The sequence below is a fragment of the Algoriphagus sp. genome (assembly GCF_030694375.1).
Taxonomy (GTDB): Bacteria; Bacteroidota; Bacteroidia; order Cytophagales; family Cyclobacteriaceae; genus Algoriphagus.
Genome location: NZ_JAUXYL010000020.1, coordinates 63,365 through 79,544, shown reverse-complemented (window position 1 = coordinate 79,544; position 16,180 = coordinate 63,365). Strand labels below are relative to the sequence as shown.

Below are 16,180 nucleotides of genomic sequence, written 5' to 3'. Positions count from 1 at the left end.
GGGTTACCGTGTTCGTAATAAAATCCTTTTGGGCACCTACTTGGGTCTATCTTTGGAGTAAAGCTCTTTCATTACCTGAATTTTCTTGGGGTCCTCGACGAGGGACTGATCCGAAAACATCATAATCCCGGAAGAAGGAGCCTTAGAACCCTCAATCATCACCTGACGAAATTCCTCAGGACTGACTATCCCGGGATTGTTATGAGACTGGACAATCGGCCAAATCAAAGGTTTGCCGTTTTTGTCCAAGTCGAGTATTTGGCCAAGCCAAGAGACATACTCGCCCACCCAACTTGTCGGACGTCCTTTCATGTGATGGAAAAGCATGGGTGACAAAACATCTGCTCTTTGACCAAGACCCTGAGGATCCAAACCCATAGTCCGGTACAAGGCAGAATCATAATCAGCCGGGTACCATGCGCAATGAAAGACCCCCAATTTTGCATCGGGTTGATGGAATTTGAGGATTTTACCCATGTCCTCTACCCAAGCATTGAGCACTCCAACTCTCCAAGTTCTCCATTGGGAATCGACATTTCTCAAAATCCATTCGGCACGTAGGGGAATACTTTCACCGGGAATAACCGTATCGATCGCTACAGCGAAAGCACTTGTACAGCGCTCGCAAAAGCAAGTCTCCGGAAGAATAGGCTCAGGTGTCTCAAACTGGGCATGCCAATGGACGTAATCCAGAAAAATCCCATCCACTTCGTACTCCTTTAGGATTTGGCTAAGCTGCTCGGCGCGATATTCCTTGAATCCCGGATGAGTTGGACAAATACCCATAAACCAATCTGCAGGAGGAGCATTTTCCCCTTTTTCATTCATGGGCCAGGCATCAGGATGATCCTTTAAATATTCCTTTCCATTCAAGGTCGGAAACTCCACAAAAACTTTTACTCCTTGCTTTTTGGATGTTTCATAAAATTCCCTGTTGAGGGAAACACTTCGGACAAAAACCGCATTCATCCCTAGGGAATCAAAGGAATATCCTGCTTTCAACAGGGTGCTGGGGTTGCCATAAACACCTTTAATATATTCCTGCTCACTTTTCTTTGGGGATGAAGTCTGACAGGAAAAAACAGACAGGATCAAAACGAACAATAAAGCGGTTCTCATAGCGGCAGGGGTGTTATACGATGGTGAATCTCCTCAAAATTTAACAAACCTGAATCAAAAAATTTCAGCCAAGGTTTTAAAGGGATATTTCAAAACTTGCAAAGACTTGTCCTCTATACTATAAAAAAGCCATCTCTTGGATAAAGAGATGGCTTACAAGAAGGAAACTCACTTAGAATTTCAGGCCTAAGGTCGTGTAGAATGTTCTTCCATCAGCTGGCATAATCCCCGGACCTGGATAGCCACCGGCTCTTCGGGTGAAATACCGCTCGTCAGTCAAATTATTCACACCGGCTTTCAGGGAATATTTTTTCATGAAAGTAAAACTTGCTGAAAGGTCTTGGACTACATAAGCCGGAATCAGCCCGGTCGTAGCAGCAGCATTGGGTTCAAGGGTATTGGAAGCATCGGCAAAAGCCTCCCCGATATCACTCAATTGCCAAGTCATGGAGAAGGTTCTGTATCGATAAGTTGCCCCATAGCGGTTGATCTTTCTTGGTGCATTTTCTACTCGGTTTCCCTTCAGGTTACTCTCTTGCAAAGAACCATTGACCAATCTTGTGGTCACAAAATCTCCATATGTCGCATCTACAAAAGCAATCGATGCAAAAACGCTGAAGTAACCAAATCTTGACTTCTTGAAAATAGCCGAAATAGCATCGAGCTCCACATATCCTTCAAAACCTTGACTGATCGAACCGCCCAAGTTGGTGCGGAACTGGAAGCTGCTTCCATTTGAATTAAGCTGTGTCAGGGTACCAATCCGATCAGCATAGTTAAGGTAGAAATAGCTGACATCGAAGTTCAAATAAGTACCCACATTTCCTCGGTAGCCAAAATCAAAATTATATCCTCTTGAATCCTTCAGATTCTGATCAATTACATCTGTGGTAGCCGGTGGGGTAAGATCCGAAATCAAAACAGGCCGGTAGGCTTGTGACCAGTTCGAATAAAACTCTGTTGTAGGAGTCACATGAAATTCCGCCCCAACACCTGCCAGAAGGAAACTTCTGGTACGGGAAATCGGTGCTAGAATCTGAGGCTGTCCACTTACCACATTAAATCGCCCACTGTTGCTGGATTCAATCTGCTCCAGTCGAAGGCCTGCTGTCAACAAGAATTTATCAGAGAATCGAAATACGTTTTCAGCAAAAGCTGCATAGTTCACATTTCGGAAATCCAAATCTCTTGGGTACTCAGTACCAGGATTAAGTGCAAAGTCCATTTCAGAGCCATTGCTTCCTACACCATTTTGCTTCCTGTCAATGTGCCCATTGAAATAGCGAATCCCGGATGCGAGTGAATTGTCGAGTCCCAAGAATTTGAAATCAGTGCTCATGCGCAATTCAGAGCCGTATGTAGTATAATAATCACGGTCTACCTGACGATTACCTAAGTCATCCTCAATATTGATTGGACGCATGAATCCCACACTGTTTCGCTCGGCTATTGTTCCGAAAACCTTCCAACTCAAGCGAGTTTTAGAGCTCACGAGGTATTCAGCGGACAAAGAAGGAACAAACCAAGGAGTGCTGAACCAGTTACGCTCACGAGTACTCTGTCTGGAGTCCTCTGCAAACTGCTGGTCAGTAAGTCCTCCCGGCTGCTGGCTCTCGGTAGTCATGTAAGTTGCTTCGAGTCCTAGTTTTAGCTTATTGCTTGCTGCATAGGTTACTTCCAAGTGCGCATGGTCGGTGTTGAAATAGCCGTTTTCTCTCCAGCCATTGCCTACTCTTTTTTGATAATAAGCAGTGTAACTGAATTTACCCTCGGTACCTCCGATGTAATTGAAAGTGCTAAACAAGCCATTATTCCCGACGGTATTCAGCGTCTCAGCCGTAAATCGGGTAGACTGATCGGGCTTTCTCAAGACAAAGTTCATCAAACCTCCGAATTGAGGTCCAAATTGCAAAGAAGAAGCACCACGGATGATTTCAATTTTTTCTACCACTTCCATCGGAGGAGTGAAATAAGCCTCAGGATAGCCCATCGGATCAGGAGTGATATCGTAGCCATTCATTCTGACATTGAACTCCCAAGAACGATTAGGGCTCAAGCCTCTGGAAGCCACGCCTAGCTGGATACCGGAACCGTCATTTTCCCAAATCGAAATCCCGGGTGTACGCCCAAAAATCTGACGGCTATTGTTCATCGCCAAATTGGCATCAATGTCTCTAACTCGGATGACCTCGTTTTTCTTTCCGGCATTTATCCGAAAATTTTCCACCTCGGGCAATTTTTCCTGACCCAAAATACCTCTACTGGAAAGCAATTCAAAAGAGTCCAGCCAAAGCGGCTCTTCTGTCAAGACGAGATTAAGAACCTTGGTCTCTGCTTCAGTGATAGAGAATGGCAAAACTGAATCTTCATACCCAAGTAGGGAAATTTTAAGCTGGTAATCGCCTTTTGGGAAATCTTTCAGCTCATAATTTCCATTCACGTCACTCTGCACACCACGGACAGTACCATCCAGAATAACAGAGGCAAAAGCCAAAGGATTTTGGTTTTTATCAGTGATTTTGCCCTTTAACAAATTCTTCTGCGCCATTGTGTTCAAGGCAAACAAAAAAAACATCACAATCAGAGAAATCTTTTTCATCAGTAATCCTTATCTAGATTAATTATAATTAGCACACAAATATAAATACACGAGTTTGAACCAAGCAAATTATTTTTAATAAATCTAAATAAGAAAAGAGAACTATGAATAAGAATGAAATTACCACTCTGATAATCTGTGGAATACAAATTTTACAGGGCCTATAAAAGCTGATCCGAACCCCCTGAGAATCAGAAAAGCTCCTGAAATCGAGCCTGTCTGCTACAGGCAGGCGTGACTCTAAAGTCAAACACTGGGATGATTATCGACCCTGCGAGATTCCCTGTCCGACTACAGGCGGGCATGTGACCATTGAAAATCAAATTATAAACACATGAAATCAAGCATGACGAGTACGTCACACACCGGGATGATTATAATTCATGCGAAGATTCCATCTGACCATTGAAAATCAAATTATAAACAGATGAAATGCCCATGAGAATAGCTTCTCACACAGGGGGATGATTATCAAGGGCATTCTCCCGATGAAAGATCGGGACAGGCTATCTGACCGATAAAAAACAATTATAAACAGATGAAATGCCCATGAGAAAAAACTCTCACACAGGGGGATGATTATTTAGAGCATTCCATGTGGCAAATAAAAATCAAATTATAAACACATGAAATTAAGCTGGAATTACTGCTTCACTCCTGCGTGAGGGTTTTTTCAATTGATTTTGAGCTTTGTTTCGCCTCCCCCACCAAATCAAAAATCCTGTAATTGGCAGCGAAGCGATGATTGCACTGAGGAAAAATGCCAGTGTTTTCCCGGCGAGTCCACCGATCGCTCCCACGTGGATATCATAATTCATCCGCTGCAATTTATCCCCGAAGCCGGCTTCATGAAATCGGTTCCAAACGTGATCCACCGGCAATTCCTCCAAGGTATATTGATCAAAATACCGATAATCCATTTTCCAATAGGTCGATGCATCCGGGTTGGCATTGGCAGCAAAGGAGCCATGCTCGTAGTCCGGCGGGTGAACCTCGATCCACTCGGCATCGGGATATTCGGAACGCATTTTTAGCCAAATCTGATCGATTCCCGGGATTTCGGCAGTATAGCTTTGGGTTGAATCGGACAGCGGCGCGTAATATTCCACGAACTTATCTCCTCCGGTTGTGGCTGCGTAATAGGCATCTCTAAACCAGGTAAAACCCCAAACCAAGCCAGTCAAAGCGAAAACTAAAGCAAAGATCATCACATAGAAACCCAACACTTGGTGTAGGTCGTAGTTTTTTCGCCTCCAGCGCGCATCCCAGCGGATTTTGAAGCTTTTCTCTACTCCTTTTTTCTTTTTGGGCCACCAAAGAATCAAGCCCGAAATCACCATCACCAAAAAGACTAATGTGAATGAGGCCACCATGGGCTGACCGATTTCCGCAGGGAGCCAAAGGTAAAAATGCCCATCCAACACCAGACGGAAGAAATCTGCAAACTCGTCTTTTACTTTCTGCACCTCTCCGGTAAACTGATTGACATAGACAAAATAATAGTAATGCTCCTCAAAGCTATAGTAGATGGCCTGCGCCGCCCGGTCATCAGTGGGGTACAAAATCCCGTGCAAATGCTTTCCCGGAAGCGCTTCGTCGGCCTTTTTCCAGATTTCAGAGGGAGGGAGAATGGTGTCTCCTGACTTTTCTACAAAGCGGTAAGGCTGGACCAAATCCTGGATTTCGGATTGAAACGCATAAATACAGCCTGTCACTGCTACGACAAACACCACCAGCCCGGACGAAAGTCCGAGCCAGAGGTGAATTTTGCTTACCCAATGCTTCAGGTTCATCTAGAATCGGTAATTAAAGCTGAGTGCCACATTTCTTAGATTCTGAGGAGTCACGGTCGACCAACCGGAGAAGTAGTATTCGTTGGTTAGGTTATTTACCTTGAATGCGAGTAAATATTGGCTACTGGTGTAAGATACTGCAGCATTGAAAACTTGGTAAGCCGGAATGGCAAAGGTTCCGTTTGCACGGTTAAGTGTCAGGTGCTCAGAAGCTGCATTGCCACCAAATCCAAGCCCAAACCCTTTCAGCGCGCCTGTTGGGATAGAATAACTCATCCAAAAATTAACCAATTCCTCGGGCCCTGCCTCTTCTGGTCTCAGACCAAGGTATCCATTGACTGGATTGTCTTTGGTGACTTTTGCATTATTGCTTGAATAACCAGCGATCACACTCATGCCTTCAATCGGAGAGGCTATGAGCGAGAATTCAAACCCTTTACTCTCCACCTCACCAGCCTGAAGTGTGTTGTTGATATTGTCAGGATCATTGATTAAGCGGTTTTTTACCCGGATATCGTAGTAGCTGGCAGTTGCAGCCAGTCTGTTTTTGAGAAGATTTGCTTTCACACCAAATTCAAACTGGTTTGCCTGCTCGGGGTCAAAAGCCTGCAACCTTGGATTGGAGCCGTCCACATTGGCTACCGTGCGGGGAGCGATGTTCACAAATCCGTTCATGTAGTTGGCAAAAACCGAAACTTTATCCTGAATAGGCTGATACACTATCCCAAGTTTGGGAGACAAGGCGGTTTGACTTTCAACTTCTTCCTCAATCCAATAATTGGTTTTTCCTTCAAAACGGTCAGCTCTTAAGCTGGCCATTACAGAAAGATTAGACCGAAGATTGATCACATCGGAGATATAGGCGCTGATGACGGTACTCTTGCCTGTGGAATTCCCTTCAAATGAATTGCGCAGCAAATTATCCACTCCAGCTTTGGTCAAGACTCCGGTGTCGCTACCGTCAGAAAGCTTCACCGAGCCATTTGCTACCCAACCTGAACTCCCGTTGAAAATGCTTTGATCATAATAGTCCAAGCCCACGACCATTCGGTTTCTAAATTGACCAAGTGTAAAATCTCCGATGAAATTCTGCTGAATGTCAGTGGTATGAGTTTGGCCATTTCGGTCAGAAATAAATCGGGAAAAAGAATCGCCATTTCCCGCATCAAATAGGTAATGGTAATAGCCCGAAGTCTTGGTGGAGCTTCTGGAAATCACCGTCTGTGAAGTCCAGTTTGGATTCAGCTTATAAAAAGCCTGGGCTTGGATGCCATAGCTTGGATTGCGAATACCCAAGTCATTTCCGGTAAAGGAACGCTCGTAATTTGCCCGAAAAGGCGCAATGTTGTCAAATTTCAGGGTAGCATTTCGATTGAGGAAAATCATCGGCGCATTGACAGACTGAGATTCCAAAAACTCGGTATTGATCAGAAAGGTCAGACGCTCAGATGCCTGAAACTTGAATGAGGGAGCGATGAAAAAGGAGCTTCGATTTCCTGCATCCTGAAAGGTATTTTGAGACTGGTAGGCCGTATTTACCCGAATAGCAGTAGCCTCACTCAATGGAACATTCATATCGGCGGTCAGGCGATTCATTCCAAAACTTCCTGTGATGAATCCCACTTCACCTTTGAAGAGATCAAATGGCTTTTTGGTCGTGATGTTGATCAATCCTCCATACGAAATGACGGCACTTCCGAAAAGCGTCCCTGAAGGACCTTTGACCACATCGATGGTTTCGATGTTGGCAGGGTCCAGGGCACTGTTGTTGACATTGGGCATGCCGTTGACCAAGGTAGGCTGAATGGAAAAGCCTCGCATGGAGTAATATTCCGCTCCGTCACCTCCACGTCCGGTTGATTCCCAGAGGCGGGTGACTCCCGTGGCATTTTTCATGGCGTCGTTCATGTTCGTCACGACTTGTTCGCGAAGTAGCTTTCCTGAGATAGAATTATATACCTGAGGATTTTCTAGGTCTCTGAGCGGAAGCTTTCCGACGGTAAAACTGGAATCCGAATAGAATCTATTGGAAGAAAAATCAGTCACTACCACTTCAGAAAGAGCTGTGGAGCTTTCCTTCACAGCGAAGTTTAGTGTTGTAGTTTCACCGGAAGCGATTGTGACGGTAGCTTCCTGCTTTTCCAAGCCAACAAAAGAAGCAAAAACAGTGTAGGTACCCCGCGCCACGTTCTTGATTTCGTAGTAACCAAAACGGTCTGTGGTTGAGCCTTTGGATTGGCCTTTGATTCCGACATTGACAAACTCCAGGGGCTGATTGTCAGAAGTGGTCACCTGACCTTTGAGAATGGCGCTTTGAGCATAGGTGAAGGCTGAAACCAAGGCAAAAGCAAGCGTAAGTAATATAGGTTTGCGGTTCATGAAGTTTTATTTTCGATTGATGGGGCAAACCTATTAATTAGATTAATTCTAAACAAACTATTTGGAATTAATCTTAATAAGAAATTTTTGATTTTTTTACAAAGCCCGTAGCAAGGCTTCTTTTCGTCGGGAGGCCACTTCCACTTCGGATCCATCCTTGAGAATCAAAAAACCTCCCTTGCCCTTGTTGTAAAATTTGACTTCGCGGAGGTTGACCAAATGGGAATTGTGCACACGAAAAAAGCCCTGATCAGCCAATAAGGACTCGTATTCTTTCAGCGTTTTTGCGACGGTCAACTTTCTCCCTCCCTTTAAAAAAATATGGGTGTAATTGACATCGGCCTCACAGCGGATGATCTCCTCAGGTGTCACATATTCCTGACCGAAAAGTGTCGGCAATCCGATTTTTGACGGGAGTTTTTCTTTTTTCAAATCAGCTATCAAATCCAATATCTGTTTGACTGAATCTGATCTTTCTCTACTCTTCTCTACTTTTTCGATTGCCTCGGCTAGCTCGGTTTGATCGATAGGTTTGAGCAGATAATCCAAAGCAGACACTTTGATCGCCTTGAGCGCATATCCCTCATGTGCTGTGGTAAAAATTACTTTAAATTCAATTTTGGGCAGTTGACTCATTAGCTCAAAGGCGGTTTGATCTCTGATTTCCACATCAAAAAACACCAAATCCGGTGAGTTTTTACCCAAATATTCTAAGGTCTCTTCCGGAGTTTTCAGCCACTTTTCCACATGAATCTGTTGGGAATGATATTTTCCCAATAAAATCATCAGCCGCTCTGCACTCTGAGGCTCATCTTCGACAATTACGCAGTTCATCATGTGAATGGGACAGAATTAGGTTGGGAAAGTGTAAGTCGGACCTCAAATCCAGGGGATAGATTTTCCCAAAAAATTGACCAGGCATTAGTTTTACTTTCAATATTCAAATTATCAAGACGGTTTTTCACCAGCTTCATCCCCATGGATTGATGCTTTTCGGGGATTTCAACAAATTCTTTCATCCCAGACCCATTATCCCGCAATACCAAGAGGCAGGAGTTTTCCTGTTGGTGAACCTTGAGGGTGATCAATCCGGGTGCCTCAATATGGGCTATGCCATGCCAAATGCTGTTTTCTACCAAAGGCTGCAAAAGCAAGGGCGGGATCATCAAGTGCATTTCATCCACTCCCTCACCAATCTGGGTTTCAAAATCAATCCCCTTCCCCAGCCTGAGGGCCTCGATGGCGATATAATCCCTGAGCAAACTGATTTCTTCACTGAGTGATATTTCTCTTACATCGGAATATTCGAGGATTCTTCGGATCAAGCGTGAAAAGCGTGTCAGATACCGATCGGCCTCTTCAGCTTGATTTTTAAGTAAAAAATTACTGATCGAACTCAGGGCATTAAAGATAAAATGCGGATTCATCTGTGCTTTGAGGGCTTTCAACTCCAATTCGGCTACCTGAGCCCGGAATTCGGATTCCAGCTTCTGCCGTTTGTTTTTTGAATGCTTCTTAAATCCCCACAATCCGCCTCCGGCGATGAGCAATAGCGCTCCGATTCCGAGCAGGTACAGGCTGGCTTTGAGCCGTTCACTTTCTTTTTCCAATTGAAGCAGTTGCTTTTCGGACTCAAACTCAGCAGTCAATTTCTTTTCCCGCATTTCAAATTCATATCCAATCTGTAAACCAAGAAGCTTCTTTCCGTTTTCATCATTGAAAATACTGTCCTGAAAAGCCTGAAAATTCTGATAGGATTCCAATGATTTTTGAAATTGGCCAAGGCCTTTTTGGGTTTCAGCCATAGCTTTCCAGGCAGATCGCTGCGCCTCAAGTGACTCCGTTTCCTGTGCAAGTGTCAAAGCTTTCTGCTCCAATTCCAGTGCCTTTGATAGATTATTTCCTGCCAAGTCACTTTTTTCAAGATTTGCCAATTGAATCAAAACAGTCGATAAACTGAGTTTCTCACTGATTTCTGAATAAAAATTAGCCGCACTGTCCAGGTATTTCTTGGCCTTGTCCAAGTTCTTATTTTCCGAAAATAGGCTCCCCAAGGCTGTAAAGTCAGAAGCTATCCTTCGTTTGTTTCCGATTTCCTTGTTCATTCTCAATGCCTCCAAAAACAAAGTTCCTGCTTCACTTTTTTTACCCTGAATTTGAAGAATCGCACCCAGATTCCCCATCGAACTGGCTTCCATTTGCTTGTATCCTTCTTTTCGATAGAGTTCGATTGCTTTTCTGTGATATGCTTCAGATTCCCCTAATTCATTCAGATTTTTATAAACCAGGCCAAGATTGGTAAAGAGATTTCCGCGCTCCCAAGTATCTCCTGCTTCGGTCAAGCTCAAGGCTTTCAGGAAATATTCCATCGCTTTGGGATAATCTGCCAAGGCCAGAAATACCACGCCGGTATTCATTTGACTGTTTAGGATATTTTTCCGTAATCCCAAGTCTTCAAAAATAGCAGTGGCTTTTTCGTGATTTTCGAGTGCGCCCCGGTAATCTCCCTGATTGTACTTGATGAGCGCCATGTTGTTCATGGCACTGGCTTGACCTTTTCGGTTTCCGGATTTTTGATGGGCAATCATCACCGATTGATAGGCTTTTAAAGCCAGGGTGTCTTGGCCCTGATACCAATAATTCACCCCTTTGTTGTTGACTGCAGCAGTAGCGCGGGCGACCAATCCCAAGCTGCTTGCCAATGAATAGGCTGAATCGGAATAACTGAGTCCAATGACCGGGTCAACTCCCGCAAAATAAAAGGAGAGATCGTTAAAAATATCCACCCGGGTACTGTCCGGCAGTCTGGATTTTCTCAATTCATTCCGAAGTGAGTCGATTTGCTTTTGGCCCCAAGCCGGACATACAAAAAGCATCAGAACAATAAAAAAAGACAATGGCTTCATCTGCTGGGAAATAGATTACAAAAATGTAGGGAAAATTTGCAAAAAATGAGCAATTCAGGCCACGAAATAAGGGAAATACCACAACAAATAAATCTGGAAAGCAAAATCATAAAGTGAGAAATAACTTCCCATTTAAAACCTTACTCATAGTATGAAAAATCTAAAATTTTACTTTCTGGGATTAATCCTGAGCTTGGCAAGCACAGCAGGGGCACAATCTTTTGACAAAGGCACCAAAGTGGCTTCTTTGGGAATCGGCATCGGCAGCTCACTTGGGAGTTTTGACTACAGCACCCAAATCCCCGGAATCAGCCTAATGTATGAACAGGGAATCGCACAGGCAGGCAATGTGGGAGTCATCGGCCTTGGAGGATACGTAGGCTACAAGAGTTTCAGTTGGGAAACCAAATCAGGTACTATCGAGTCCAAATCAAAGTGGAATTACACCATCATCGGATTGAGAGGGGCCTTACATTTTACAGGAATTGATAAGGAAAACCTCGATCTCTATGGCGGAGTGATGGCGAGTTACAATTTGCTCAACTACAGCTATGAGGACAATACGGGTTTCAACTCGGGCAATAGCGGAAATTTCGGCAACTCTGCAGGATTGACACTTTTTGCAGGAGCCCGGTATTATTTTAGCGATAACCTGGCTGGATTTGCAGAATTGGGCTATGGCGTGGCTTATTTGAATTTGGGGCTTGCTGTGAAGTTTTAAAAAGCTTGCCCCTTTTCACTTTGAGGCCTTGAGAAGGATTGATTCCTTACACAGCCTGAAATACATTGGTCACATAGAAAGCATAGCAAATTCCTTGAGAAAGAGAACGCTATGTTTCCCTATGTTTCTATGTTGTTAAAAAAATCTCTTTTGCGTTCCTTCACGTCCTTTTGCGGGAAAGAAGCCAATCCTCAGCCCCATCCTATTCACTAAAAAATCTCGCCAAGACGGAAAGGCGCAAAGTCTTTTTTTCTTGGCGGCTTTAGTGGCTATAAAAAAAACTCCGTGGTAAAAACCCGCATCAAAGAGCGAAGCGAATACCTCCGCGACCTTGAAAAAGCCACCCGAGCCGATAATCTTTGAAGTTCATTTCCAGCCCAAATCCCCCGATCTCTTTCCTCTTTAACCTTTGTGGTAAAAAATCTTTTCGCTCCTTTGCGCCCTCCTTACTCAGGGGGTCAGGTTTACCAGTTTGATACTAAACTGACCCTCTGAGATAATCCGCTCCTGATTACCAATACCCGAGGTGGTGACAGGGCCGATCAAAATCGCAGTAAACGTGCCTTCTGCCCAATCCTTGGTTATTTTGGTAAATCGAACGGTCGCATCATTTTTGACCACAATACTCGGAAGGTTTTGCTTTAACAAAACAGCATTAAACACCTGACCCTGTTCATCAGCATAGGTGAAATTAATCCGGGCTATACCAACTCCACGATAGGTAATGGCTTGCTGCATCTGGTAATCCACATTGAGTTCAAAGGTTTTTTCATTCCACACATTGAACTGAATAAAATTACTTGTGCCTGTACTTCCAGGCCCCAAGACCTGAAGAATTGCATTGTGCACCGGGCCATTGGAGTCAAAACTGAATGACATCGGCGTTACCGGGTTTGTCTTAAATTCCTTTTGGACTCCATTGACTTTAAACCGGATAAAACCTTCGGCTATTGGTTTCGGATCCTCTGTTTTGCTTCCACAGGATAGCAAAAGAATTCCGAAAAGAATGAAAATTGAATATTTCAGATATCTCATGGCTTTTTTTTGAAAAGCTACAGTTCAGATTTTTCAAAAAAATTCTCCATTTATTATCTGATCCAATAAATCCATTTGCTGAATCAAAGGCTGATTGAATGATCACTTTTGCGGGTAAAAAAATGAGAAATTGGAGAAAATCCGGTAGGCTGAATTTCAAATCATCTGATATTTATCGACTTGGCAAAGATCGATCTGACATTACGCTTTTGCACTGAAAACATATCGCTTGCAGACACGGGGTGCCGGGCAGAATGGGTAGCCTGACTATCAATCCGCAAGACTTGAAAATCTTTCTTCAGTTTTGAAATTTGATAAGTCATTACTTAGATTTCTTTTTTATTTGTCTATACCAAGCCATCACACCGCTCATGTTCCACAAATTTGTCTGCACTTCCTTACTGGTTACGCTTTTGGTTTTTTCTCTTTTTGCACAGGAGCAGCTTGTATTTGTTTCAGGGCAGGAAGGCCACGCCACATACCGTATTCCTGCAATCATTTCATTACCGAATGGTGAGCTGTTGGCTTTTGCCGAAGGCAGAGTCAACGGCAGCGACGACTACGGAGATGTCAATCTGGTCATGAAACGAAGTCCCGACCAAGGAATCACCTGGTCCGGCATTGAAACTCTTTTGGACTATGACTCCCTTCAGGCGGGCAATCCTGCACCTGTGGTCGACCTCTTGGACCCTAGGTACCCACAGGGGGTTGTTTACCTTTTTTACAATACCGGAAACAACCACGAGTACGATATCCGAATGAATCGCGGGGTAAGGGAAGTCTGGATGATGCGGTCTTTTGATTTGGGAAAAACCTGGGCAGCACCACAGAATATCACCCTTCAAGTCCATCGGCCCAATAATCCGGAATTCAATCCCAACTATAAAAACCCGGCGGACTGGAGACATTATGCCAATACTCCAGGACATGCTTTTCAATTTCAAAGCGGAAAATACAAGGGAAGAATTTTTGTGGCAGCCAATCACTCCGTCGGCGATCCCCAGGAAAATTTCGCGGAATATCAAGCCCATGGCTTTTTTACCGATGATCATGGCAAAAGCTTTCAATTATCCGAATCTGTGGACATCGACGGATCCAATGAATCCATCGCCGCAGAACTCAGCAATGACCGAATGATCATGAGTATCCGAAATCAGAAAGGAGACATTCGAAGCCGAATTCTAGCCTTTTCTTCCGACGGAGGTCAGACTTGGGATGAGGCATACTTCGAAAGTCAGCTACCCGATCCAGTATGTCAGGGTTCGATCCTGAACCTCGGAAAAGAAAACGGCAAGACTATCCTCGCGCATTCCAATCCTTCAGACCCGAAAGACCGTAACAATCTGAGTGTGAAAATCAGCTTCGATGAAGGAAAAACATGGAGCAAAATTATCGTAGTAGACAGGGCCTCAGGACCTGATAAGCAAAGCTGGACCGCTTATTCGGATCTGGTAATTCTCAATGACACGCAAATGGGGATTATCTACGAACGGGACAATTACCGTGAGATTGTATTCAGACAAATCAATTGGAAGGATTAAAGCACCTTCACGGTCTTTGACGCCAAATTCCCCGAAAGTATTAACAAATAAAAATAGAGTTTTCTAAAATTTAACTTTTTTAGACTAGAGCTTTATTGATTTATTTAATGAAGCTAAAATATTATTAGGTCATTTTTAAAAATAACCAAACTTTATTCAGGCGTTTTACGAATAAATTTTTAAAACTTATCAAAATAATCTAAAGCCCCGTGCAACCTTCAATCTTTAACCTGCATCTACTTAGTCAAAGGCTGATGCAATCAAATTAAAATTAGCAGCTCAGGTACCCAAGCCCTTTCAGTGATCCACTTCTAAACCACAATTACTATGAAAACGAACTTTGTCTCTAGATGGTTAAACAGCCTGGCAGTGGGAGTATTTCTCCTCGCCGGACTTTTGGTTTCGCAAAATGCAACTGCAGAATCCTATAACGGTGTGAGCTTTCAGGTTTTCTACGATGAGCTTGCACCCTACGGGGATTGGGTAAGGGATGCCCGACATGGCTACATCTGGCTTCCTGCCGTAGACCAAAATTTCCACCCTTATGGAACAGACGGACACTGGGTCATGACCGAATATGGCAATACCTGGGTCTCATATTTTGACTGGGGATGGGCTCCTTTCCACTATGGAAGATGGTACTTTGATGACTACTTCCGCAGCTGGGCATGGATCCCCGGGTATCAGTGGGGTCCGGCATGGGTGAGCTGGAGAACAGGTGGTGGCTATTACGGTTGGGCACCTCTTGGACCCGGCGCTTCCTTTAACATGGTAGGAAATTATAGCAGCTTCCACTGGGTATTTCTTCCGAGGCACCGCATTTATCATCACCATGCCTACAGATACTATGCACCTCACCGAACCAGGGTGAGAATCTATAACAACACTACGATCATCAACAACACCTATGTCTTTAACAATCAGACTTATGTGACCGGTCCTTCACGTAGAGAATTGCAGCAGGTAACCCGCAGAAATGTGCCGGTCTATCAGGTTCAGGCAAGCAATACGCCGGGTCGGACTTCCGTATCCCGAAACACGCTCAATGTCTACAGACCTGAAGTTCAGGAGTCCCGAGATCGAACTGTAGGCGCGAGACCTTCTCGAATATTGGAAGCAGATCAGGCAAGAGGCGGCAGATCCTCTCAGGTTCTCAACGCCCCATCCCGGACAAGTGCTGCAAGTGGGACTTCTGGTGGAAGAACCCTGGAATCTCCAAGCAGATCTTCGATAAATACTGATGGATCAGTTGAGAGAACTACCCCAAGCAGATCAAGTAATCCTGCGGTAAATCAGGGAACTCAAAGACCTGTGATCACGCCAATGCCTGATGATTCGCGCAGCCGAAGCACATACACTGCTCCCAGTCGGGTGCAGAGCTCAGGAAGCAGGGAGGAAGCTCCGGCCAGATCTACTCAGGTCAGACCGACGCCAAACCCAAGTCAGCGGACGACAGCTGCTCCAAGCAGGCCTAGCAACGAAGTGAGAAATATGGAACAGAGAACTCAGCCAAGTGCGCCAGCCCGCGAGTCTGTACAACAGTCCAGACCTGCACAAGCACCAGCCAGAACTCAGGTTCAGGAGCGAGCCCAAACTCCGGTCCGGGTTCAGGCTCCGGTGAATCGCAGCGAACCGGCGAGGACTCAAGTGACTCAGCCCTCAAGAACACAGAGTGGCGGTAATTCATCGGAAGTAAAAGCACCTGCACCTGCCAGACAATCTGCTCCTGCTGCTCCAAGCACAAGCGGCAGCACTCCAAGCAGAAGCAGTGGCAGGGGCAATTAAGAATTGATACTAAACCAATTATTGGGCATGGATTCGAAAGGATTCATGCCCATTTATCGTTTAGCATTGCTAGCACAATTTTTTATTCCAAGCCTCTTTGTTATTACCCCCTTATTTTAATCTAACTAAATATACTTATCATGTACTTTTCATTCGAAACACCTGGAAATTCATACAAAAATCAGCTAGTACACACGGGATTCTAAGCAAAAAACCGAGGATTTGTCCCAAAACAATTGCAAATTGTATCAGTATGAAAATTAGGATAAGTGATTAATAAATAACACTTTAATTACTTTTTT

At 44.4% G+C, this 16,180-nt stretch carries 10 protein-coding genes; 3 read left to right on the top strand and 7 right to left on the bottom strand.

The annotated features are described in order from the left end of the window. Positions 1-36 precede the first annotated feature (36 nt). The 6 genes from Q8M62_RS05215 to Q8M62_RS05190 form a co-directional block, all read right to left on the bottom strand. Positions 37-1,119 (bottom strand): hypothetical protein, encoded by a 1,083-nt coding sequence (locus Q8M62_RS05215; protein WP_304898989.1) that lies wholly within the window; start codon positions 1,117-1,119, stop codon positions 37-39. A gap of 172 nt (positions 1,120-1,291) precedes the next feature. Next, on the bottom strand, positions 1,292-3,718 hold the full coding sequence (locus Q8M62_RS05210; RefSeq protein ID WP_304898988.1) for a TonB-dependent receptor: 2,427 nt from the start codon (positions 3,716-3,718) through the stop codon (positions 1,292-1,294). A 632-nt stretch (positions 3,719-4,350) separates the two neighbouring features. Then, on the bottom strand, positions 4,351-5,511 hold the full coding sequence (locus tag Q8M62_RS05205; RefSeq protein WP_304898987.1) for a PepSY domain-containing protein: 1,161 nt from the start codon (positions 5,509-5,511) through the stop codon (positions 4,351-4,353). Next, positions 5,512-7,890 (bottom strand): TonB-dependent receptor, encoded by a 2,379-nt coding sequence (locus tag Q8M62_RS05200; protein ID WP_304898986.1) that lies wholly within the window; start codon positions 7,888-7,890, stop codon positions 5,512-5,514. A 96-nt stretch (positions 7,891-7,986) separates the two neighbouring features. Then, positions 7,987-8,727, bottom strand: coding sequence for a LytTR family DNA-binding domain-containing protein (locus Q8M62_RS05195; protein WP_304898985.1), 741 nt, complete (start codon positions 8,725-8,727; stop codon positions 7,987-7,989). Beyond that, complete coding sequence (locus tag Q8M62_RS05190; protein WP_304898984.1) at positions 8,724-10,796, bottom strand: tetratricopeptide repeat protein; 2,073 nt, start codon at positions 10,794-10,796, stop codon at positions 8,724-8,726. The genes Q8M62_RS05195 and Q8M62_RS05190 overlap by 4 nt, the downstream gene beginning before the upstream one ends. Positions 10,797-10,947: 151 nt before the next feature. Between Q8M62_RS05190 and Q8M62_RS05185 the strand changes: the two genes are divergently transcribed. Then, the gene (locus tag Q8M62_RS05185; protein ID WP_304898983.1) at positions 10,948-11,517 is read left to right on the top strand and encodes a hypothetical protein; all 570 of its coding nucleotides are present in this window, start codon (positions 10,948-10,950) and stop codon (positions 11,515-11,517) included. Between the two features lie 450 nt (positions 11,518-11,967). Here the strand turns inward: Q8M62_RS05185 and Q8M62_RS05180 are convergent, their stop codons facing one another. Continuing rightward, complete coding sequence (locus Q8M62_RS05180; RefSeq protein ID WP_304898982.1) at positions 11,968-12,552, bottom strand: hypothetical protein; 585 nt, start codon at positions 12,550-12,552, stop codon at positions 11,968-11,970. A gap of 371 nt (positions 12,553-12,923) precedes the next feature. On the opposite strand from Q8M62_RS05180, the gene Q8M62_RS05175 reads away from it, so the two are divergent. Together Q8M62_RS05175 and Q8M62_RS05170 are read left to right on the top strand one after the other, a co-directional pair. After that, positions 12,924-14,093, top strand: coding sequence for an exo-alpha-sialidase (locus tag Q8M62_RS05175; protein WP_304898981.1), 1,170 nt, complete (start codon positions 12,924-12,926; stop codon positions 14,091-14,093). A gap of 327 nt (positions 14,094-14,420) precedes the next feature. Then, entirely contained in the window at positions 14,421-15,878 is a 1,458-nt protein-coding gene (locus Q8M62_RS05170) for a DUF6600 domain-containing protein (protein ID WP_304898980.1), read from the top strand. Positions 15,879-16,180: the final 302 nt, after the last annotated feature.